This is a genomic window from Citrobacter sp. CK199, from assembly GCF_030333285.1.
Lineage (GTDB): Bacteria > Pseudomonadota > Gammaproteobacteria > Enterobacterales > Enterobacteriaceae > Citrobacter_B > Citrobacter_B koseri.
In genome coordinates, this window is record NZ_JAOWGF010000024.1 from 241,577 (window position 1) to 261,974 (window position 20,398).

The window sequence follows — 20,398 nt, forward strand, 5'->3', positions numbered from 1 at the left end:
GGGCCAATCCCGTCATTCCCTCACCTGCTTCATTTTGTACATTTCGTTATCCGCATCCTGAATAGCCGTATCCAGATCGCGGGTTACTTCTGCGACGCCCCATGACACCGACAGCGGTACAACATGACCATCAACCATAAATGCATAATCATTTATCTGGCCGGTTATCCGCTCCGCGATGGCTATCGCGTCACCGATCTGCGCACGGTAAAGCAAAATAACGAACTCATCGCCGCCGGTACGAATCACCAGGTCATGACTGGTGCGGGTGTTAGAGAGCATTCTGTTGGCGATGATTTGCAACGCCCGGTCTCCCGCCACATGCCCCCAGGTGTCGTTGATGGCTTTAAACTTATTACAATCCAGCAGCACCACGCAGCTGCGCGTTAAGTCCCTGCGCTTCACAATATCAAGGATCTTGCGGTTAAAGCAGCCCGTCAGCGAGTCGATATACACCTTCAGGTCGCTCGCGTTCAGCCAGTATTTTAAGCCGAGGAAGATCAGGATAAAGAAGAATGGCGCCAGCAGAATCGCAATCCCGGCCTGCGTGTCGTATCTGACGAACCGATGCAGAGAGAGTGAGGAATGGAACGCATATTTTGCAGACATTGCGCGGATGGACTCCCCGGCGACAGGCTGGCAATCACCGCTCAGGCAGAGATTTTCCTGCGTGGGCGTATGCACCAGGGCCACATTAAGGCCGGGTGGAATATGATGTTCAAAGGCCTCCGTCAGCGCCTCCTGTAGCTCAGGTTTAGAATGGTCATACACCAGATACGCAACGATATGATCGGAGATCTCTTTTCCAGAAAGATCGTAAATATAACTGACTACGCTGTACGCTTTTTCATTCGTGATTTTGTCCGTATAAAAGTCCGTTGAACTGAGCGACTTGGATTTGACATTCTTTTGCAGCAGACGCGTATAAAAGCCCACGGGCGGTAAGAAAAAGTCGGTGATATCGCCCGCCATTTTAGAGTCGCTAAAATAGAAGGGTTTTGCATCTGCTGGCGTGAACCAATAAAAATAGCTGGCATCTTTGGCGATAATGTAGCGATGCGCGGCATAATCCCCCGGATTAAGGGTGTTCATCCGATCCCGAATAAACTCCGCCGCCGCAAACATACATAAAGCGTTAATATTGGGCTGACGGGAAACAATAGTGCCCGTTGCGGAATGGATCCGCGCCCGGTCGGCATTGATTCCCCATGAATCCGCATCTCTGGGGGAAAACCTTGAGAGGTTGCCGCACTGCCCGGCATTTTTGATCTGGTGATAGCGAACCCCTGTCGCATCGGCGATGAGTTCGTTATCGTTGAAAATATCCATCATCCGCGTTTGCAGACGACTCATCCCTTCATTCACAACGGCCTGTCGTTGTTCGTAAATAATAAAGAGATACAGTGAAGTAAAAAGTAAAGTGATAAGCGCTGACATCAACAACGCCTGGCTATTTCTTAGGCTGTCCTGAACAATCTTCACTGAGGCACCTTAAGCCTGAATCGCGGGGCCGAATACGTTAGTAGATTTTGCTGATACAGTACAGTTTTCAGTGATTAATCATCTCCTTCAATCGGGTATCCCGCCCTGCGAATAGCCTCACGGCAGTCACTAACGCCAGCGGCGTACCCGGCTTCAATCTCACAAACCGGACTCGAACTGCAATAAGGTAAACGGACGGGCGTAGTAATATTCTCTTCCAGCGCATCAATCTTATGCATTGCATCCAGCAGCATACGCAGCGCCTGTAAAGTGAACTCAGCCTCTTCATCTCTGACTATCGATTCCAGGGTCGCGATTTTTTGTTGCAGAAGGGCTTGAGTTACTATCATCGTCAATGCTCTCAAAACAGGCTTGTTTCAAAGATAGCATCTCAGGGAGAGGTATGATGTTGAAATCAGCAGAATATAAAAAGCGGGCTGTATGACAGCCCGCTTTTTAGATGGGTCACATAAACTCAGAAACGATAACCGGCAGAGAACATAAATACCCACGGGTCGAGGCGGACGCTGTCATGCTGCTGGGCACCACCGAGTTTATAGCTTGCGGTAGTATCAATATCCATATACCAGACCGACATGTTAATTAACCAGTCCCGGTTAATCAGGTAATCCATACCCACCTGCCCGGCCATTCCCCAGGAATCCTTCAGACTCAGATCGGACAACCCTGTCTCTTTACCATTGTTGTTGAAACCTTCGTCAAAGAAGGTGGTGTAGTTTACACCCGCGCCAATATAAGGACGCAGTTTGCTACTGGCGTCGCCAAAGTACCACTGCGCCATTAATGTCGGCGGCAGGTGACGCACGGTAGCGATATCACCGGTATCCCCTGTCCCAATTTTATGACGGAACGGCGTCGCCGCCAGCAGTTCAATACCAATGTTGTCGGTTGCCATATAAGTAAAAGTCAAACCGAGTTGCGTATTGTTACTGACGTCAAAACCGTTCAGATGCCCCAGCGTTCCACCTGCCCCTTCCGTCGGTCTCACGGTCGCCGAGCCCGCACGGATAAAAAACTCACCGCTCTCATGCGCAAGCGCACTACCAGAGAGAAGAGTACTTACTGCCAGGGCTGCCACTGTTAACTTTTTCATATCCGCTCCATCGTTATGGTTATAAATGCGTCACGAATATACCTACAATGGAGTAATAAGTGATCCAATACAGATCACATTAGGTCCTGTAATTTAACCTTTATTGATCCAGATTAATTTAGAACTTGCATCTAAAATCCTGGTTAAAGCCGTTTGAATCAAATTTTCCGAATTTTAGTGATAAATGACCTTCTTTGACCAGGCGGATGGATTGTAAAAGAGAGGACGGCTGGCGCTTTCGCAGCCAAAATTACCCGCGCTTTACAAAGATATGCTTTTCCATACACCCCGTGATGCTGCCACTGTAGAGTTATCCAGGGTACAATTGCCCGCAAATTAACACCTGCAAAACTCAAGGAGAGTGCATGTCTATCACGGCGAAGTCCGTTTACCGTGACACGGGGAACTTTTTCCGTAATCAATTTGTAACCATCTTGCTGGTTTCGTTGCTGTGCGCATTTATTACGGTGGTTTTAGGTCATGCCTTTTCCCCCAGCGATGCCCAAATCGCGCAACTCAGTGAAGGGGATCATCTGACCGGTAGCGTCGGCCTGTTCGATCTGGTGCAGAACATGACGCCGGAACAGCAGCAAATATTATTACGGGCTTCAGCGGCATCAACATTTTCAGGACTCATTGGCAATGCGATCCTGGCAGGGGGCGTTTTGCTGATGATCCAGCTGATTTCCGCCGGTCATCGGGTCAGCGCATTACGTGCTATCGGTGCCAGCGCGCCGGTTTTACCTAAATTGTTTGTCCTGATTTTTCTGACTACCCTGTTAGTGCAAATCGGTATTATGCTGATTGTCGTACCGGGGATTTTGATGGCGATTCTGCTGGCGCTTGCGCCGGTGATGCTGGTTCAGGACAAGATGGGCGTATTTGCCGCCATGCGCAACAGTATGCGTCTGGCGTGGTCTAATATGCGACTGGTCGCTCCGGCGGTGATCGGCTGGTTACTGGCGAAAACGCTCTTGCTGCTGTTTGCCCCCAGTTTTGCAGCGCTGACGCCGAATGTTGGCGCAGTGTTGGCGAATACGCTGAGCAATTTGATTTCCGCCATATTGCTCATCTATTTGTTCCGCCTGTATATGTTGATTCGCCAATAACCCTGAACGTGTTAAGGGCCAGTTTGCCCAAAACTTTTGATTACGGAATCGAAGAATGAAGCAGTTTCTTGATTTTTTACCGCTGGTTGTCTTTTTTGCTTTTTATAAGCTGTACGACATCTATGCGGCGACCTCCGCCCTGATTGTCGCGACAGCCATTGTGTTGATCTACAGTTGGGTTCGCTATCGCAAGGTCGAAAAGATGGCGTTGATCACTTTCGTTCTGGTTGCCGTGTTCGGCGGCCTGACCATTTTCTTCCACAACGATGAGTTTATTAAGTGGAAGGTGACGGTGATTTACGGCCTGTTTGCCGGTGCGCTGCTGATAAGCCAGTGGGTCATGAAAAAGCCGCTGATTCAACGCATGTTAGGGAAAGAACTGACGTTGCCGCAGCCGGTCTGGTCTAAGCTGAACCTGGCATGGGCCGTATTTTTCATCCTCTGCGGGCTCGCCAATATCTACATCGCGTTTTGGCTGCCGCAAAACATCTGGGTCAACTTCAAAGTGTTCGGTTTAACTGCGCTGACGCTGATTTTTACCCTTCTGAGCGGAGTCTACATTTACCGCCATCTGCCGCAGGAAGATAAATCCTGAGTTCTGTTTGCCAGACCGTCTGGTCTGGCATCCCCTTCACGCCAGCCTGGCGCGCGTTTCCCCTCTGTTCTCCCTGCGCAAATCATAGTAGCATTCGCGCCTGAAATCTTTCTTCACAGTCGGTTCTACAATGACAACAACAAATAACGCTCCTCAGGGCGAACTGGTTTTACGCACGCTGGCCATGCCCGCCGATACCAATGCTAACGGCGATATTTTTGGCGGCTGGCTCATGTCTCAAATGGATATTGGCGGCGCGATTCAGGCTAAAGAAATTGCTCATGGTCGCGTAGTGACCGTGCGCGTTGAGGGAATGAGTTTTCTGCGCCCTGTCGCCGTAGGCGACGTCGTATGCTGTTATGCCCGCTGCGTTAAACGCGGCACAACGTCTGTCAGCATTAATATTGAAGTGTGGGTGAAAAAGGTGGCGTCAGAGCCAATCGGTCAGCGTTATAAAGCAACCGAGGCGCTGTTCATCTATGTGGCGGTAGACAGTGACGGTAAACCTCGCCCGCTGCCGGTTCAGGCATGAATTACCGGATAAGGCGGTGCGCCGCCTTATCCGCTCTACGATTTAAGGGGATCGCGATTACTCGATCTGCGTGGTGCCGTTCAGACGGAAGATGATATTAACCACTAAGCCCGACCCCGGTTTCCCTGCTTCATAGCGCCATCTGCGCATCGCGTTTTTCACTTCACGCTCAAACATGTTCGCTGGCTGAGCGGAAAGCACCTGAACATTCTCCACTCGCCCGTCTGAGGTGACGTCGAATTTCACTTTCACGCGGCCTTCGATACGCAACGCTTGCGCTCGTGCCGGATACTGCGGCTGGTTGCGGCTCAACGCGCGAGGCCCCGCAGGAACACTGACGGCCGGTTTGCTGGTTGCCGCTGCGGTATTCGTTGCCGGACGCGACGGCGCCGTATTTTCAAACGGTGCGGCCGGGCGCGGTTCAGCAGGCTTAACATCACGTTTAGGCTGCTCCTGAACCTTTTTCACCGGTTTAGGTTTTGGCTTCGGCTTAGGTTTCGGCTTCTCAATCACCACCGGCGCCTCTTTTGGCGGCTCAGGAATAGGTTCCGGCTCAGGTTCGACGACGGGTTCCGGCGGCGGCTGAACCGCCTGTGGTGGCTCAAGATCGGCAGGCGCGACCATTGTGATTGAGATCGGCTGCGCGGGCGCAGGCAGTTCAATAACCTGATGTACCGAGGTATACAGCAGACCCGCCACTACAGCACCATGAATGCCAACGGAAAGTAACGTCGGCCAGGGAAAGCGACGAGGTAAATCAAGGGTCATTGAAGTCATAATCGTTTCAGTTAAAAAACCAGGCCTCGATTTTAAATGCAAATAGCAATCATATTCAATAAGACATCACGGTAAGCCGCATTTAAAACGCAATATTACCGCAAAAAGTCCCTGTGTTATGCACGGTCTTAACAAAGTCGTTATCTTTGCGTTGCAGTTGAAAGACCTTTCCAATAACGTAATTAACGACTTTTACCGATTAAGGAGCTCTACCCGTGCTGTATGTCATTTACGCTCAGGATATCGCCGGTTCTCTTGAAAAACGTCTTTCCGTCCGCCCTGCCCATCTGGCGCGCCTGCAACTGCTCCATGATGAGGGCCGACTGTTGACCGCTGGCCCTATGCCAGCCGTCGACAGCAACGATCCCGGTGCAGCCGGGTTTACCGGCTCAACCGTGATTGCACAATTCGAATCGCTGGAAGAAGCGCAGTCCTGGGCAGACGCAGACCCGTATGTGGCTGCGGGCGTGTATGCGCAAGTCTCTGTAAAACCGTATAAAAAAGTCTTTTAAATCAGGCGGGGTTTGCATTCATGGGCACCGAATACGGTGCCCTGGTTGTATCAGATGCTGTGAATCGCAAACAATAACGTGTTACGTTGATGATTGAGAATGCATTTTCTGATTGAGTGGATACGCATATTACGACGCGATTGTCCTTCAAGCCAACGTGCTTTACGGCGGCTAGCCTGACGTTGCATGCGCCAGCGTCCCACTTCCGTTCTACTACGCTTCATGTTAACTACTCTTACAGTGCCAGAGCAGGCATTATACCCTCTCGTCAGGAGCAGACCAGCGCTTTTCCGGTGTTTTTATTTGCCAGATGAAGCCTGATGCGTAAACTCTTAACAATACGCTTTCAAAAGGATTTTTAAATTTATGACAACCTTCTACACAGTGGTGAGTTGGCTGGTCATTCTGGGGTACTGGATACTTATTGCCGGTGTGACGTTACGTATTTTAATGAAACGACGCGCCGTTCCCTCCGCGATGGCCTGGCTCTTAATCATCTATATTCTGCCGCTGGTAGGGATTATTGCTTATTTATCATTCGGCGAGCTGCATTTAGGGAAACGCCGCGCCGAACGCGCCAGAGCGATGTGGCCGTCCACCGCTAAGTGGCTGAACGACCTCAAAGCCTGTAAACACATTTTCGCCGAAGAGAACAGCAGCGTCGCTTCGTCACTGTTTAAGCTGTGTGAACGACGCCAGGGAATCGCTGGCGTTAAAGGCAATCAGTTGCAACTGCTGACCGACTCTGACGATGTGATGCAGGCGCTTATCCGCGACATTCAACTGGCGCGCCATAACATTGAGATGGTGTTCTACATCTGGCAGCCCGGCGGCATGGCGGATCAGGTTGCAGAGTCGCTGATGGCGGCGGCGCGACGCGGCATTCATTGCCGTCTGATGCTGGACTCCGCCGGGAGCGTGGCCTTTTTCCGCAGCCCGTGGGCGGCCATGATGCGTAACGCCGGAATTGAAGTGGTTGAGGCGCTGAAGGTCAATCTGATGCGTGTCTTTCTGCGCCGTATGGATTTGCGCCAGCACCGCAAGATGGTGATGATTGATAACTACATCGCCTATACCGGCAGCATGAATATGGTCGATCCGCGTTTCTTCAAACAGGACGCCGGCGTGGGACAATGGGTTGATCTGATGGCAAGAATGGAAGGCCCGGTAGCGACCGCGATGGGGATTGTCTACTCCTGCGACTGGGAAATCGAAACGGGTAAACGCATCCTGCCGCCGCCTCCAGACGTCAATATCATGCCGTTTGAGCAGGCCAGCGGACACACCATTCATACTATCGCCTCAGGGCCTGGCTTCCCGGAAGATCTGATTCACCAGGCGCTGTTGACGGCAGCCTATTCCGCTCGTGAATATCTGATCATGACAACGCCCTATTTCGTCCCCAGCGACGATTTACTGCACGCGATCTGCACGGCGGCGCAGCGCGGCGTGGATGTCAGCATCATCCTGCCACGTAAAAATGACTCCATGCTGGTCGGCTGGGCCAGCCGCGCCTTTTTCACTGAACTGCTGGCCGCCGGAGTCAAAATCTATCAGTTTGAAGGTGGATTGTTGCACACCAAGAGCGTGCTGGTGGATGGCGAGCTGAGTCTGGTTGGCACCGTGAACCTGGATATGCGCAGCCTGTGGTTAAATTTTGAAATCACGCTGGTGATTGACGACGCCGGATTCGGCGGCGATCTGGCTGCGGTTCAGGATGATTATATTTCACGTTCTCGCCTGCTTGATGCCCGTCTGTGGGTAAAACGGCCATTATGGCAGCGGATTACTGAGCGACTGTTTTACTTCTTCAGTCCGTTGCTGTAAAACGTGCCCAAGAGACGGTAAACGGGTAGTCATTATGGAAATGGATCTGAACAATCGCCTGACTGAAGACGAAACGCTTGAGCAGGCTTATGATATTTTTCTCGAACTGGCGGCAGATAATCTCGATCCGGCAGATATTATTCTGTTCAATTTACAGTTCGAAGAGCGCGGCGGCGCGGAGTTATTCGATCCGTCAGAAGACTGGCAGGAACACGTTGATTTTGACCTCAACCCTGACTTTTTTGCCGAAGTCGTGATTGGCCTGGCGGATAGCGAAGACGGTGAAATTAACGATATTTTTGCCCGCGTGCTGTTATGCCGCGAAAAAGATCACAAACTTTGCCATATCCTTTGGCGTGAATAAGAAAGACGTCGAGCGATCGGGCCAGTGCCAAAAAAAAGGGCTGACATCATGTCAGCCCTTAAATTTATAGCGGGTCCACCTTCAGGCAGGAAACCGCATGCCTGAAACTGCCCTCCAGCACCGGTCGGGTTTTCGCACATTCTGGCCCGGCAATCGGGCAACGCGTGCGGAAAACACACCCCGACGGTGGATTGATGGGTGACGGTAATTCTCCTTCCAGCAACTGAATCGTCTTGTTCTTTTCCAGATCGGGGTCGGGAATCGGCACGGCGGACATCAGCGCTTTGGTATAAGGGTGCAGCGGATTATGATACACCTCATCGTAGGTTCCCAATTCCACCGCATGACCCAGGTACATCACCAGCACACGATCGGAAATATGCTTCACCACCGCCAGATCGTGAGCGATGAAGATCAGCGATAACCCCATTTCACGCTGTAGCTGTTGCAGCAGATTCACCACCTGCGCCTGAATCGACACGTCCAGCGCCGAAACCGGCTCATCGCAAATAATCAGCTTCGGCTCCAGGATCAGAGCACGCGCGATACCAATACGCTGGCACTGGCCGCCGGAAAACTCATGCGGGTAACGGTTAATCAGATTCGGCAGCAGCCCCACCTTCATCATCATCGCTTTCACCCGATCGCGCACTTCCTGGCGCGGCAATTTTGGATGATAGGTGCGTAATGGTTCAGCGATGATTTCTCCAATGGTCATGCGTGGGTTCAATGACGCCAGCGGGTCCTGGAAAATCATCTGAATATCGCTGCGTACGTCCCGCCATTCATCAGGTTTCATCCCCAGCAGATCTTTCCCTAACCACGCCACGCGGCCATCGGTCGCTTTCACCAGACCAATAATCGCCCGCGCAAAGGTCGATTTACCGCAGCCGGATTCCCCAACCACCCCCAGCGTTTCACCTTCATACAATCGCAGCGTAACGCCATCGACCGCTTTCAGGGTTTTCGCCGGCTGCCAGAACCACTGTTTGCCATCTTTGATATCGAAATGCACTTTGAGATCGGCAATTTCGAGGAGCACTTTTCTCTCCTGGGTCACAGCATTCATACCAGCTCCTCCACCGGTTTAAAGCAGGCGCGCAAACGCCCCGGACTGAACTCCTCCAGGGGTGGAGTTGAACTGCAAATCTCCATCGCATACGGGCAACGCGGCTGGAATGGACACCCTTTAGGCAAGCGCAGCAAGTTCGGCGGGTTGCCCGGAATGGTCAGCATCGTTTCCCCTTCGGCATCCAGACGCGGAACCGCATTGAGCAAACCGATGGAATACGGATGAACAGGCTGGTAAAAGACGTCGCGCGCCTTGCCGTATTCCATCGTACGCCCGGCGTACATCACCAGCACCTTATCGCAAATACCGGCCACGACGCCAAGGTCGTGCGTAATCATGATAATCGCCGTGTTAAATTCGCGTTTCAGTTCATTAAGCAACGTCATGATCTGCGCCTGAACGGTCACGTCCAGCGCGGTTGTCGGTTCATCCGCAATCAGTAATTTCGGCCGACACAGCAGCGCCATCGCAATCATCACACGCTGGCGCATCCCGCCGGAAAACTCATGCGGATACATCTTCATCCGTTTCCGCGCTTCCGGCATTTTCACCGCGTCCAGCATTCTGACAGACTCTTCAAACGCTTCGGCCTTGCTCATACCTTTATGCAGCATCAGCACTTCCATTAACTGCTCGCCAACCCGCATATACGGGTTAAGAGAGGTCATTGGGTCCTGAAAAATCATTGAGATTTGTTCAGCGCGTAGCCTGTTGAGTTCACGCTCCGGCAGGTTGAGAATTTCGCGGCCGTTAAACGTCGCAGAACCACCAATGCGGCCATTCGCCGCCAGCAGCCCCATCAACGCAAACGCCGTTTGCGATTTGCCTGAACCTGACTCGCCGACAATGCCTAAGGTCTCCCCGGCACGCAGCGTAAAGTTCAGGTCGTTTACGGCCGTCACATCGCCGTCGGGTGTACTAAACGTCACGCGAAGATCTTTCACGTCCAGCAGTGCGTTAGCCCGTTGTTGCGCGAGTGGCGCGGTTGAGGTTTCAATTACGCTCATGGCTGCACTCCTTAACGATCTTTCGGGTCGAGGGCATCACGCAGGCCATCGCCGATAAAGTTAAAACAGAATAAGGTCACAACGAGAAAACACGCCGGGAACAGCAGCAACCAGGGAGAGACTTCCATAGAGTTCGCACCATCGCTCAACAATGCGCCCCAACTGCTCAGCGGCTCCTGCGTCCCTAAACCCAGAAAGCTGAGGAAGGATTCAAACAGGATCATGCTCGGCACCAGCAGCGATGCATAAACCACCACCACGCCCAGTACGTTCGGCACAATATGACGCACAACAATGCTGACCGTTGAGACCCCGCCAACCTGCGCCGCTTCGATAAACTCTTTGCGCTTCAGGCTTAACGTCTGCCCGCGAACGATACGCGCCATATCCAGCCAGGAGACCATCCCGATCGCCACAAAAATCAGCAGGATGTTTTGGCCGAAGAAGGTCACCAGCAAAATGACGAAGAACATAAACGGAAAGGAGTTGAGGATTTCCAGCAGACGCATCATTACGGAGTCAATTTTGCCGCCAAGATAGCCGGACAGCGACCCGTACAGCGTACCGACAACCACCGCCACCAGCGCGGCAGCAATGCCGACCATCAGCGAGATTCGCCCGCCTATCGCCACACGAACCAGCAGATCGCGACCGGAGGAGTCCGTACCAAAATAGTGGCCCGACTCCATATCCGGCGCGCTGGACATCATGCCCCAGTCGGTATCGAAATAGGTGAACTGCGACAGCATCGGCGCCAGTGTGACAAACAGCGCGATAATGACCAGAACGACAAGGCTGGCCACCGCCGCGCGGTTATGCATAAAACGACGGCGCGCATCCTGCCACAGGCTGCGCCCTTCAACCTCCAGCTTCTCACTGAAATTCTCCAGCGTCTCGCTGTTTTTCTTACTTAACATCATAGCGAGCTCCAGTATCAGTAACGAATTTTCGGGTCGATAACGGCGTACAGCACATCGACAATCGCATTAAACAGAATGGTGAGCGTACCGACGAGAATGGTCAGACTCAGCACCAGCGAATAGTCGCGGTTCAGCGCCCCGTTCACGAAAAGTTGCCCGATACCCGGCAAACCATAAATCGTCTCGATAACCATTGAACCCGTAATGATACCGACAAAGGCCGGGCCCATATAAGACAGTACGGGTAACAACGCCGGTTTTAAGGCATGACGGAAGATAATCCGGCGCATCGGCAAACCTTTTGCGCGCGCGGTACGGATAAAATTGGAGTGCAACACTTCAATCATGGAGCCACGGGTAATACGGGCGATACTGGCGATATAGGCGAGCGACAGCGCGACCATCGGCAGAATCATAAATTTCAGCGCCCCGCCATTCCAGCCGCCGCCGGGCAGCCATTTTAAGGTGATGGCAAATATCATGACTAATAAGGGGGCGACCACGAAACTGGGAATCACGACCCCGGTCATTGCCACCCCCATCACCGTATAATCCCAGCGCGTATTTTGTTTCAGCGCCGCAATCACGCCCGCGCTCACGCCAATAATAACGGCAAGGAAAAAGGCGGCTGCACCCAGCTTCGCCGAAACCGGGAAACTCGATGCCACCAGATCGTTGACCGTATAGTCCTTATATTTAAACGAAGGCCCAAAATCGCCATGCGCCAGTTGTTTCAGATAGCTGAAGTACTGCGTCATGATGGGATCATTAAGATGGTATTTCGCTTCGATATTCGCCAGCACTTCCGGCGGTAATGCGCGCTCTCCGGTGAAAGGGCTTCCCGGTGCAAGACGCATCATAAAGAACGAAATCGTAATAAGTATAAAAAGCGTCGGAATCGCTTCCAGACAGCGACATAAAATAAATTTTAACATTGCCCGTACCTTCTGGCGTGTGCCTTTACATCTCGTCATTCAGACGCACTGAAAGAGAGATGTTTATAGTGCGATGAAAATAAGACACTGTGGGGCAAAACACATTTGCCCCACGCTTTGCCATTAATGCTTGATAATATACAAGTTCTTAACGTAGATATTATCCATCGGGTCTTTACCGGTATAGCCGCCTACCCACGGTTTCACCAGACGCGCGTTCACATAGTAATAGAGCGGCACAATCGCAGAATCTTTATCAAGCTGCTGTTCCGCTTTGGCATACAACTCGGTGCGTTGCGCTTCGTCGGTCACTTTCAGCGTGTCGGCAATCAGCTTGTCAAACTCCGGGCTCTTATAGTGAGCGGTGTTGTTTGAGCTGTCGGACAGCATGGTGTTCAGGAAGGACGTCGGTTCATTGTAGTCTGCACACCAGCCCGCACGCGCGACATCAAACGTCCCCTGATGACGGGTATCAAGGAAGGTTTTCCACTCCTGGTTTTCCAGCTTCACGTTGGCGCCCAGGTTTTTCTTCCAGATTGATGCGACCGCGATTGCCAGTTTTTTATGCAGATCGGAGGTGTTGTACAGCAGGTCAAACGTTAACGGCTTATCAGCGGTATAACCGGCTTCCGCCAGCAGTTTTTTCGCTTCTTCGTTACGTTTTTCCTGTGACCATGTGAACCACTCAGGCTCGACCAGTTTCGCGCCATCGGTATACGGAGGGGTGTAGCTGTAGGCTGGCAAATCGCCCTGGTTCTTCACTTTATTAACGATAATGTCGCGATCCATCGCCAGTTTCAGCGCGGTGCGAACGCGCACGTCGTTAAACGGCGCTTTCTGGTTATTAATTTCGTAATAGTAAGTGCACAGATACGGGTCAACGCGCACTTCATTTGGGATCTCTTTTTTCAGCTTCTGGAATAACTCAATCGGCATGTTGTTATAGGTCATGTCGATTTCACCGCTGCGGTAGCGGTTCACATCAGTTACTTCAGAAGAGATTGGCAGATAAGTCACCTGGTTGATAACCGTTTTATCGTTATCCCAGTACTGGGTATTACGTTCCAGAACAATCCGCTCGTTGACGACCCAGTTTTTGAGTTTATACGCGCCGTTGGTCACGATATTCGCAGGTTGGGTCCATTTCTCGCCAAATTTTTCCACAGCCGCTTTAGGAACCGGAGAAACGGACGGGTGAACCAGCAGTTTGTAGAAATAAGGCACCGGTTCGCTCAGCGTCACTTCGAACGTATTATCGTCGATGGCTTTTACGCCGAGATCGGTCGCCGGTTTTTTGCCCGCAATAATGTCATCGATATTCGCGATGTGCCCGTATTGCAAATAGCTGGCATACGGTGATGCGGTGTTCGGATTCGCCAGGCGCTGCCAGCTATATACAAAATCGTGCGCGGTAACAGGCGTGCCGTCTGACCATTTTGCGTTTTTACGCAGATGGAATGTCCAGACTTTAAAATCTTTATTTTCCCACTTTTCAGCGACGCCCGGTGACGGGTGGCCTTCAACGTCGCTGATCAGTAAACCTTCAAACAGGTCGCGGCTGACGTTTGACTCCGGGACACCCTCAATTTTATGTGGGTCGAGAGACTGAACTTCAGAACCATTATTGCGAACCAGCGTCTGCTTGTCAGACAGCTGAACACCCGCCGGGACATCTGCGGCCATTGCGACATTCCCGCCGATTAGCGCAGTTAAAATCCCCGCCGCCAGCAAACTTTTTTTTGTGATGTTGGACATTGTGTTTGTACTCCACTCATTATAATTACTGGTTTTCTTAACCAGCCTGTTTAATCCCGTTAGGGTCCTGTACAGCACTGGAGATTTTGCTGCTGCCAGGTCGTTTACTGCTTTGCTATCACCGACTTTATTTATTCTGACGATTCGTACGATCGCCTTACGTCGATTCCGTATCCGCCTCCCCTGTCAGAGACGGACATTTATTCTGTCTGGTGCAAGAAGCTTATTGAAAATAATTCTCATCACCGCAAAATCTTCTGCAAAATATCTGGCCGGAAAGTACCAAATGCGTTTCTTAACCGCCAATACATTTTACAGATTTGTTAACTAATTCTCTTTTACGGAAAAATTTTTGACCAGAAAGACATCTCCAAAAGAGACGTTTAGGAAAAATTATTTGCCCAGTCAATATGTTAACTACTCACCCGCAATCTGACCTCGTTCTGTTGCTGCTGCCAGGCCAAAATGCACATAAATTTAACAATTGGTTATTATTTAGCACATTCATCTGAGAGAGCGTTGAAATAACTAATAACATTTCGATAATCCTTCATCAAGCCCCAGAGTATGATGTTAAGAAAATAACAGGCGACATAACGGCAGGTGTGAGTGTTATTAGAATAATTTATAATAGAATCAATAACAAAGAGGCATAAACATTATCAGCATCTTTTATTATTTCAACGCTGAATTTCAACTTTAGTGAGAAGATTTACTGATAATGAAAAAGAAACGGAGCCTGAAGCGGCTCCGTTTTATCGGTCAGGATCGTTAACTCAGTAAACCGGGGAAAATCGCTTTAATCCCCGTAACAATAAATTCAATGCCCAATGCCATCAGCAACAAGCCCATAATACGCGTAATGACGTTGATGCCCGTTTGCCCCAATAACCGCACCAGCCAGGGCGCCATGCGGAACACCCCCCAACAACAAAACGCAAACAGAGCGATGGCCACAGAGAAGCCGATTAAATGCATAATGGTGTGGTAACGCGTTCCCCACACAATCGTCGAACTAATGGCCCCCGGCCCTGCCATTAATGGTAAGGCCAGCGGAACCACGCCAATACTTTCGCGAATGGCGGTCTCTGATTTTTCCTGTTTGTTTTGCTTATCTTCACCCAGCTTCCCGCTGATCATCGACATCGCGATCGTCACCACCAGAATCCCACCGGCAATTCTGAACGAATCGATCGAAATGCCGAAGAGTTGCAAAATGCCATCTCCGAGAAAGAGCGAAATCCACAAAATGATGGCTACCGACAGGTTTGCCGTGAGATTTGTTTTGTTGCGCGCCGCTGCCGTCTGGTAGCTGGTCATACTAATAAAGACGGGGATAATCCCCACCGGGTTTACCAGCGCAAATAACCCTATGAAAAACTTGGAATAAACAGGAAAATCAAAAAGCGTTTGGGTCACGGTTAGCTCCGAAACGTTAGCCGGATAAATGATGTCGATAAAAATGGTGAAAAACGCGCTGAAGATACGCCTTTTGTCAGCATATTTCACCTCCTGACTGCTTGAAATTACGACTATTTCTCGGTGTTATAAATATGTGTAGATTATGCTAACTTCACCTCTATTCATCACCACTATTTATTAACACTTGGCGGAAATGGCTCAAATGGGCTGCTGAAAGGTGTCAGCTTTGCTTAAATTTGATCTGGATCACGCAATTACTACTCAGAAGTGAGTAACCTTGCTTACGCCACCTGGAGGTAACGCGTTAGAGTTAGATAACGCTATCGCTTAAGCTCTTTTAGTAAATCAGAGCGAAATGGACGTTAAGTAACCGTTTGATTTTCAGACTGTTATACAAACTTTCGTCAATCTGTCTATACTCTCGTATCGAGCAGATGATTTACTAAAAAAGTTTAACATTATCAGGAGAGCATTATGGCTGTTACTAATGTCGCTGAACTTAACGCACTCGTAGAGCGTGTGAAAAAAGCCCAGCGTGAATATGCCAGTTTCACTCAAGAACAGGTTGACAAAATCTTCCGCGCCGCCGCTCTGGCTGCCGCAGATGCTCGAATTCCCCTCGCTAAGATGGCCGTTGCCGAATCCGGCATGGGTATCATCGAAGATAAAGTGATTAAAAACCACTTCGCCTCCGAATACATCTATAACGCCTATAAAGATGAAAAAACCTGTGGTGTGCTGTCTGAAGACGACACCTTCGGGACTATCACCATTGCTGAACCGATTGGTATCATCTGCGGTATCGTACCGACCACTAACCCGACGTCTACTGCGATCTTTAAGTCTCTGATTAGCCTGAAGACGCGTAACGCAATCATCTTCTCTCCGCATCCGCGCGCCAAAGATGCAACGAACAAAGCGGCTGACATCGTTTTGCAGGCGGCTATCGCTGCGGGCGCGCCGAAAGACCTGATTGGCTGGATCGATCAACCTTCCGTTGAACTGTCTAACGCGCTGATGCACCACCCTGATATCAACCTGATCCTGGCGACAGGCGGTCCGGGCATGGTTAAAGCTGCATACAGCTCTGGTAAACCGGCTATCGGCGTTGGTGCAGGTAACACGCCGGTTGTTATCGACGAAACAGCAGATATCAAACGTGCTGTGGCTTCCGTACTGATGTCCAAAACCTTCGATAACGGCGTAATCTGTGCATCTGAACAGTCCGTTGTTGTTGTTGACTCCGTTTATGACGCAGTTCGCGAACGTTTCGCCAGCCACGGCGGCTACCTGCTGCAAGGCAAAGAGCTGAAAGCCGTTCAGGACGTTATCCTGAAAAATGGCGCGCTGAACGCGGCTATCGTTGGTCAACCGGCATATAAAATTGCTGAACTGGCTGGCTTCACCGTACCAGAAACCACTAAGATTCTGATCGGCGAAGTAACGGCTGTTGATGATAGCGAACCGTTCGCTCACGAAAAGCTGTCTCCGACGCTGGCAATGTATCGCGCTAAAGACTTCGAAGACGCTGTTGATAAAGCAGAAAAACTGGTTGCAATGGGCGGTATCGGTCATACCTCCTGTCTGTACACCGACCAGGACAACCAGCCAGAACGCGTTGCTTACTTCGGTCAGATGATGAAAACCGCGCGTATCCTGATTAACACCCCGGCTTCTCAGGGTGGTATCGGCGACCTGTATAACTTCAAACTCGCACCTTCCCTGACTCTGGGTTGTGGTTCCTGGGGTGGTAACTCCATCTCTGAAAACGTTGGTCCGAAACACCTGATCAACAAGAAAACCGTTGCTAAGCGAGCTGAAAACATGTTGTGGCACAAACTTCCGAAATCTATCTACTTCCGCCGTGGCTCTCTGCCAATCGCGCTGGATGAAGTGATTACTGATGGCCACAAACGTGCGCTCATCGTGACCGACCGTTTCCTGTTCAACAATGGCTATGCTGACCAGATCACCTCCGTGCTGAAAGCGGCTGGCGTTGAAACTGAAGTCTTCTTTGAAGTTGAAGCTGATCCGACGCTGACTATCGTTCGTAAAGGCGCAGAGCTGGCGAACTCCTTCAAACCAGACGTGATCATCGCGCTGGGCGGCGGCTCCCCGATGGATGCGGCGAAAATCATGTGGGTCATGTACGAACATCCTGAAACCCACTTCGAAGAACTGGCGCTGCGCTTTATGGACATCCGTAAACGTATCTACAAGTTCCCGAAAATGGGCGTGAAAGCGAAAATGGTCGCAATCACTACCACTTCCGGTACCGGTTCTGAAGTAACGCCGTTTGCTGTTGTTACCGACGATGCGACCGGTCAGAAATATCCGCTGGCAGACTATGCGCTGACGCCGGATATGGCGATTGTCGATGCGAACCTGGTTATGGACATGCCGAAGTCTCTGTGTGCTTTCGGTGGTCTGGATGCGGTCACTCACGCTCTGGAAGCCTACGTTTCCGTACTGGCATCTGAGTTCTCTGACGGTCAGGCTTTGCAAGCACTGAAACTGCTGAAAGAAAACCTGCCAGCGTCCTACCACGAAGGGTCTAAAAACCCGGTAGCGCGTGAACGCGTTCACAGTGCAGCGACTATCGCCGGTATCGCGTTTGCGAACGCCTTCCTGGGTGTGTGCCACTCTATGGCGCATAAACTGGGTTCTCAGTTCCACATTCCGCACGGTCTGGCAAACGCCCTGCTGATTTGTAACGTTATCCGTTACAACGCGAACGACAACCCGACCAAGCAGACTGCGTTCAGCCAGTATGACCGTCCGCAGGCTCGCCGTCGCTATGCAGAAATCGCCGACCATCTGGGTCTGAGCGCACCGGGCGACCGTACTGCCGCTAAGATCGAGAAACTGCTGGCATGGCTGGAAAGCGTGAAAGCGGAGCTGGGTATTCCTAAGTCTATCCGTGAAGCTGGCGTGCAGGAAGCTGACTTCCTGGCTCATGTAGACAAGCTGTCTGAAGATGCATTCGATGACCAGTGCACCGGCGCTAACCCGCGTTACCCGCTGATCTCCGAGCTGAAACAGATTCTGCTGGATACCTACTACGGCCGTGAATTCACTGAAGGTGAAGTTGCTGCGAAGAAAGAAGCTACCGCACCGAAAGCTGACAAGAAAGCGAAGAAATCTGCTTAATTCGTTAGCCCAGGCGACATTCTGAAAAAGCCCCCGTCTTCGGGGGGCTTTTTTTTGCCTGATGGCGGCACAAGCGCCTTATCAGGCCTACAGGTTCTGCGTAATGTTGTAGAGGGGTTGCCTGATGGCAGCGCAAGCGCCTTATCAGGCCTACAGAACGCACGCAATCACGCGTGGCGGTGTTTCTCCTGAATCGACGTCAGGGAGCCTTCGGCAAGGGCTTCTTTGTAATGCTTGCGGCATACGGAGACATAACGCTCGTTCCCACCAATCACAACCTGCTCCCCTTCATTATAAGGTCTGCCAGACTGATCAAGACGCAATACCATGCTTGCCTTACGGCCACAGAAACAGATTGTCTTTAATTCGACGAGTTTATCTGACCACGCGAGTAAGTATTGGCTGCCGCCAAATAACTCGCCACGAAAATCAGTACGCAACCCGTAACACAACACCGGAATATCCAGTTGGTCAACAACCTCAGATAATTCGTACACCTGCTGGCGAGTCAAAAACTGACACTCATCAACCAGAACGCAATGTATTGTCTGTTGCGCATTCTCGGCGCGAATCTCTTCAAACAACGATGAATTTTGGTTAAACAATTTTGCTGGCGAGGAGAGACCGATACGCGAACTGACTTTACCGGCGCCGAAGCGGTCATCAATTTCCGCTGTATATACAACGGTACGCATCCCGCGTTCCTGATAATTGTATGAAGATTGCAGCAATGCAGTCGACTTACCCGCATTCATTGCCGAATAGTAGAAATATAGCTGTGCCATTGGCAGCAGGCCCTCACCTGGCTGAAATAAAGATTGGGCGGGATTGTATCATAATTTACCGGCATGTCGGGGGCGCCTCGTCACGCCTCCAGTATAAAGAATTGAGCAAACATCGTTCGGTTATACACATTCCTTCACAAATTGTGCCTAAGATATTCATCAATGCTGCTTATCATCTCATCGCATAACCGGGCGCTCATACTTATTGTTACGCTTCCTCATAAATGTGGCAACGTATTAGGACTTTCCCGTAAGGGAAACTAATACAAAAGGTTGAAATTACTGCAATGACAGCCTATTCCACCCTGATAAAATGTGACTAAAATCCTGGAATTTTAACGTTATGCCATGAGTAACCTCGTTGCCAATAAGCTCTTTTTTGTGCGGTTCTTCAAGAAAAATTTAAGATGGGATAATTAATATCTGTACTTAATAAAGAGCAATTTTGAATTCCTTACATTCCAGGCTATTGCACATCTGAATTTATCGCTCTATTATTAGCTCAACAAACCACCCCCAATATAAGTTTGAGATTACTACAATGAGCGAAGCACTTAAAATTCTGAACAACATCCGTACTCTTCGTGCACAGGCAAGAGAATGTACCCTGGAAACGCTTGAAGAAATGCTGGAAAAATTAGAAGTTGTTGTTAACGAGCGTCGCGAAGAAGAAAGCGCCGCCGCAGCTGAAGTTGAAGAGCGTACCCGTAAACTGCAACAATATCGTGAAATGCTGATTGCCGACGGTATTGATCCGAACGAACTGCTGAATAGCATGGCTGCCGTTAAATCTGGCACTAAAGCTAAACGCGCTGCTCGTCCGGCTAAATATAGCTACGTTGATGAAAACGGTGAAACGAAAACCTGGACTGGCCAGGGTCGTACACCGGCAGTGATCAAAAAAGCGATGGAAGAACAAGGTAAACAACTGGACGATTTCCTGATCAAGGGATAATTCGGAATATGTTTGCTTAAAATCCCGCCAGTGGCGGGATTTTTTTTGCCCTTCCCTCATACCTCGTCTGTTCAGGGCAAAAAAA

General features: G+C 50.5%; 20 protein-coding genes and 1 pseudogene. 9 read left to right on the forward strand and 12 right to left on the reverse strand.

Annotation, left to right across the window (positions count from 1 at the left end):
* Positions 1-12: 12 nt before the first annotated feature.
* The 3 genes from OGX75_RS05285 to ompW all read right to left on the reverse strand — a co-directional run bounded on the left by OGX75_RS05285 (position 13) and on the right by ompW (position 2,596).
* Positions 13-1,482, reverse strand: a complete 1,470-nt coding sequence (locus tag OGX75_RS05285) for a GGDEF domain-containing protein (protein WP_049009725.1) — start codon at positions 1,480-1,482, stop codon at positions 13-15.
* Positions 1,483-1,556: 74 nt separating this feature from the next.
* Positions 1,557-1,832: a hypothetical protein gene (locus tag OGX75_RS05290; protein ID WP_110494199.1), complete on the reverse strand. Its 276-nt coding sequence runs from the start codon at positions 1,830-1,832 to the stop codon at positions 1,557-1,559.
* 125 nt (positions 1,833-1,957) lie between these two features.
* Positions 1,958-2,596 (reverse strand): outer membrane protein OmpW, encoded by a 639-nt coding sequence (ompW, locus tag OGX75_RS05295; protein WP_047463524.1) that lies wholly within the window; start codon positions 2,594-2,596, stop codon positions 1,958-1,960.
* A gap of 250 nt (positions 2,597-2,846) precedes the next feature.
* Here ompW and OGX75_RS05300 point away from each other — a divergent pair.
* From OGX75_RS05300 to yciA, 4 genes and pseudogenes are all read left to right on the forward strand, one after another.
* Positions 2,847-2,936 (forward strand): annotated as a pseudogene (locus OGX75_RS05300) (YkgJ family cysteine cluster protein); the annotation flags it as partial.
* Positions 2,937-2,961: 25 nt separating this feature from the next.
* Entirely contained in the window at positions 2,962-3,705 is a 744-nt protein-coding gene (locus OGX75_RS05305; RefSeq protein ID WP_012132212.1) for a YciC family protein, read from the forward strand.
* 55 nt (positions 3,706-3,760) lie between these two features.
* Positions 3,761-4,300, forward strand: a complete 540-nt coding sequence (locus OGX75_RS05310) for a septation protein A (RefSeq protein WP_012132211.1) — start codon at positions 3,761-3,763, stop codon at positions 4,298-4,300.
* 130 nt (positions 4,301-4,430) lie between these two features.
* A complete protein-coding gene (gene yciA / locus OGX75_RS05315; RefSeq protein WP_012132210.1) occupies positions 4,431-4,832 on the forward strand; it encodes an acyl-CoA thioester hydrolase YciA in 402 nt (133 codons plus the stop codon).
* 57 nt (positions 4,833-4,889) lie between these two features.
* Here the strand turns inward: yciA and tonB are convergent, their stop codons facing one another.
* Positions 4,890-5,600: a TonB system transport protein TonB gene (gene tonB, locus OGX75_RS05320; protein ID WP_286451346.1), complete on the reverse strand. Its 711-nt coding sequence runs from the start codon at positions 5,598-5,600 to the stop codon at positions 4,890-4,892.
* Positions 5,601-5,824: 224 nt separating this feature from the next.
* Between tonB and OGX75_RS05325 the strand changes: the two genes are divergently transcribed.
* The gene (locus OGX75_RS05325; protein WP_286451294.1) at positions 5,825-6,121 is read left to right on the forward strand and encodes a YciI family protein; all 297 of its coding nucleotides are present in this window, start codon (positions 5,825-5,827) and stop codon (positions 6,119-6,121) included.
* 50 nt (positions 6,122-6,171) lie between these two features.
* On the opposite strand, the gene OGX75_RS05330 is transcribed toward OGX75_RS05325, so the two are convergent.
* On the reverse strand, positions 6,172-6,345 hold the full coding sequence (locus tag OGX75_RS05330) for a YciY family protein (RefSeq protein ID WP_012132207.1): 174 nt from the start codon (positions 6,343-6,345) through the stop codon (positions 6,172-6,174).
* A gap of 142 nt (positions 6,346-6,487) precedes the next feature.
* Between OGX75_RS05330 and cls the strand changes: the two genes are divergently transcribed.
* Both cls and OGX75_RS05340 read left to right on the forward strand, forming a co-directional pair.
* Positions 6,488-7,948 carry a cardiolipin synthase gene (cls, locus tag OGX75_RS05335; protein ID WP_012132206.1) on the forward strand — a complete coding sequence of 487 codons (1,461 nt, stop codon included), beginning with the start codon at positions 6,488-6,490 and terminating at the stop codon, positions 7,946-7,948.
* 34 nt (positions 7,949-7,982) lie between these two features.
* Positions 7,983-8,312, forward strand: coding sequence for an HI1450 family dsDNA-mimic protein (locus OGX75_RS05340; protein ID WP_012132205.1), 330 nt, complete (start codon positions 7,983-7,985; stop codon positions 8,310-8,312).
* 64 nt (positions 8,313-8,376) lie between these two features.
* Here OGX75_RS05340 and oppF read toward each other — a convergent pair whose 3' ends face one another.
* The 6 genes from oppF to OGX75_RS05370 form a co-directional block, all read right to left on the reverse strand.
* On the reverse strand, positions 8,377-9,381 hold the full coding sequence (gene oppF / locus OGX75_RS05345) for a murein tripeptide/oligopeptide ABC transporter ATP-binding protein OppF (protein WP_012132204.1): 1,005 nt from the start codon (positions 9,379-9,381) through the stop codon (positions 8,377-8,379).
* Positions 9,378-10,391, reverse strand: a complete 1,014-nt coding sequence (oppD, locus tag OGX75_RS05350; RefSeq protein ID WP_012132203.1) for a murein tripeptide/oligopeptide ABC transporter ATP-binding protein OppD — start codon at positions 10,389-10,391, stop codon at positions 9,378-9,380. Before oppD ends, oppF begins: the two co-directional genes overlap by 4 nt.
* 11 nt (positions 10,392-10,402) lie before the next feature.
* Positions 10,403-11,311 (reverse strand): oligopeptide ABC transporter permease OppC, encoded by a 909-nt coding sequence (oppC, locus tag OGX75_RS05355; RefSeq protein WP_012132202.1) that lies wholly within the window; start codon positions 11,309-11,311, stop codon positions 10,403-10,405.
* A 14-nt stretch (positions 11,312-11,325) separates the two neighbouring features.
* Positions 11,326-12,246 (reverse strand): oligopeptide ABC transporter permease OppB, encoded by a 921-nt coding sequence (gene oppB, locus OGX75_RS05360; protein WP_286451293.1) that lies wholly within the window; start codon positions 12,244-12,246, stop codon positions 11,326-11,328.
* A gap of 123 nt (positions 12,247-12,369) precedes the next feature.
* Positions 12,370-14,001, reverse strand: a complete 1,632-nt coding sequence (oppA, locus tag OGX75_RS05365; RefSeq protein WP_012132200.1) for an oligopeptide ABC transporter substrate-binding protein OppA — start codon at positions 13,999-14,001, stop codon at positions 12,370-12,372.
* A 771-nt stretch (positions 14,002-14,772) separates the two neighbouring features.
* Complete coding sequence (locus tag OGX75_RS05370) at positions 14,773-15,420, reverse strand: YchE family NAAT transporter (protein ID WP_047464047.1); 648 nt, start codon at positions 15,418-15,420, stop codon at positions 14,773-14,775.
* Positions 15,421-15,897: 477 nt separating this feature from the next.
* On the opposite strand from OGX75_RS05370, the gene adhE reads away from it, so the two are divergent.
* Positions 15,898-18,573 carry a bifunctional acetaldehyde-CoA/alcohol dehydrogenase gene (adhE, locus tag OGX75_RS05375; protein WP_049011363.1) on the forward strand — a complete coding sequence of 892 codons (2,676 nt, stop codon included), beginning with the start codon at positions 15,898-15,900 and terminating at the stop codon, positions 18,571-18,573.
* 167 nt (positions 18,574-18,740) lie between these two features.
* Here adhE and tdk read toward each other — a convergent pair whose 3' ends face one another.
* On the reverse strand, positions 18,741-19,358 hold the full coding sequence (gene tdk / locus OGX75_RS05380) for a thymidine kinase (RefSeq protein ID WP_049011365.1): 618 nt from the start codon (positions 19,356-19,358) through the stop codon (positions 18,741-18,743).
* Between the two features lie 541 nt (positions 19,359-19,899).
* Between tdk and hns the strand changes: the two genes are divergently transcribed.
* Positions 19,900-20,313 (forward strand): histone-like nucleoid-structuring protein H-NS, encoded by a 414-nt coding sequence (gene hns / locus OGX75_RS05385; protein WP_012132196.1) that lies wholly within the window; start codon positions 19,900-19,902, stop codon positions 20,311-20,313.
* Positions 20,314-20,398 lie beyond the last annotated feature (85 nt).

Bases quoted from the DNA above. Each gene is read 5' to 3' on its own strand.
- OGX75_RS05290 (WP_110494199.1), bottom strand. From the start codon at position 1,832: ATGATAGTAACTCAAGCCCTTCTGCAACAAAAAATCGCGACCCTGGAA.
- ompW (WP_047463524.1), bottom strand. From the start codon at position 2,596: ATGAAAAAGTTAACAGTGGCAGCCCTGGCAGTAAGTACTCTTCTCTCT.
- OGX75_RS05305 (WP_012132212.1), top strand. From the start codon at position 2,962: ATGTCTATCACGGCGAAGTCCGTTTACCGTGACACGGGGAACTTTTTC.
- OGX75_RS05310 (WP_012132211.1), top strand. From the start codon at position 3,761: ATGAAGCAGTTTCTTGATTTTTTACCGCTGGTTGTCTTTTTTGCTTTT.
- yciA (WP_012132210.1), top strand. From the start codon at position 4,431: ATGACAACAACAAATAACGCTCCTCAGGGCGAACTGGTTTTACGCACG.
- tonB (WP_286451346.1), bottom strand. From the start codon at position 5,600: ATGACCCTTGATTTACCTCGTCGCTTTCCCTGGCCGACGTTACTTTCC.
- OGX75_RS05330 (WP_012132207.1), bottom strand. From the start codon at position 6,345: ATGAAGCGTAGTAGAACGGAAGTGGGACGCTGGCGCATGCAACGTCAG.
- cls (WP_012132206.1), top strand. From the start codon at position 6,488: ATGACAACCTTCTACACAGTGGTGAGTTGGCTGGTCATTCTGGGGTAC.
- OGX75_RS05340 (WP_012132205.1), top strand. From the start codon at position 7,983: ATGGAAATGGATCTGAACAATCGCCTGACTGAAGACGAAACGCTTGAG.
- oppF (WP_012132204.1), bottom strand. From the start codon at position 9,381: ATGAATGCTGTGACCCAGGAGAGAAAAGTGCTCCTCGAAATTGCCGAT.
- oppD (WP_012132203.1), bottom strand. From the start codon at position 10,391: ATGAGCGTAATTGAAACCTCAACCGCGCCACTCGCGCAACAACGGGCT.
- oppC (WP_012132202.1), bottom strand. From the start codon at position 11,311: ATGATGTTAAGTAAGAAAAACAGCGAGACGCTGGAGAATTTCAGTGAG.
- oppB (WP_286451293.1), bottom strand. From the start codon at position 12,246: ATGTTAAAATTTATTTTATGTCGCTGTCTGGAAGCGATTCCGACGCTT.
- oppA (WP_012132200.1), bottom strand. From the start codon at position 14,001: ATGTCCAACATCACAAAAAAAAGTTTGCTGGCGGCGGGGATTTTAACT.
- adhE (WP_049011363.1), top strand. From the start codon at position 15,898: ATGGCTGTTACTAATGTCGCTGAACTTAACGCACTCGTAGAGCGTGTG.
- tdk (WP_049011365.1), bottom strand. From the start codon at position 19,358: ATGGCACAGCTATATTTCTACTATTCGGCAATGAATGCGGGTAAGTCG.
- hns (WP_012132196.1), top strand. From the start codon at position 19,900: ATGAGCGAAGCACTTAAAATTCTGAACAACATCCGTACTCTTCGTGCA.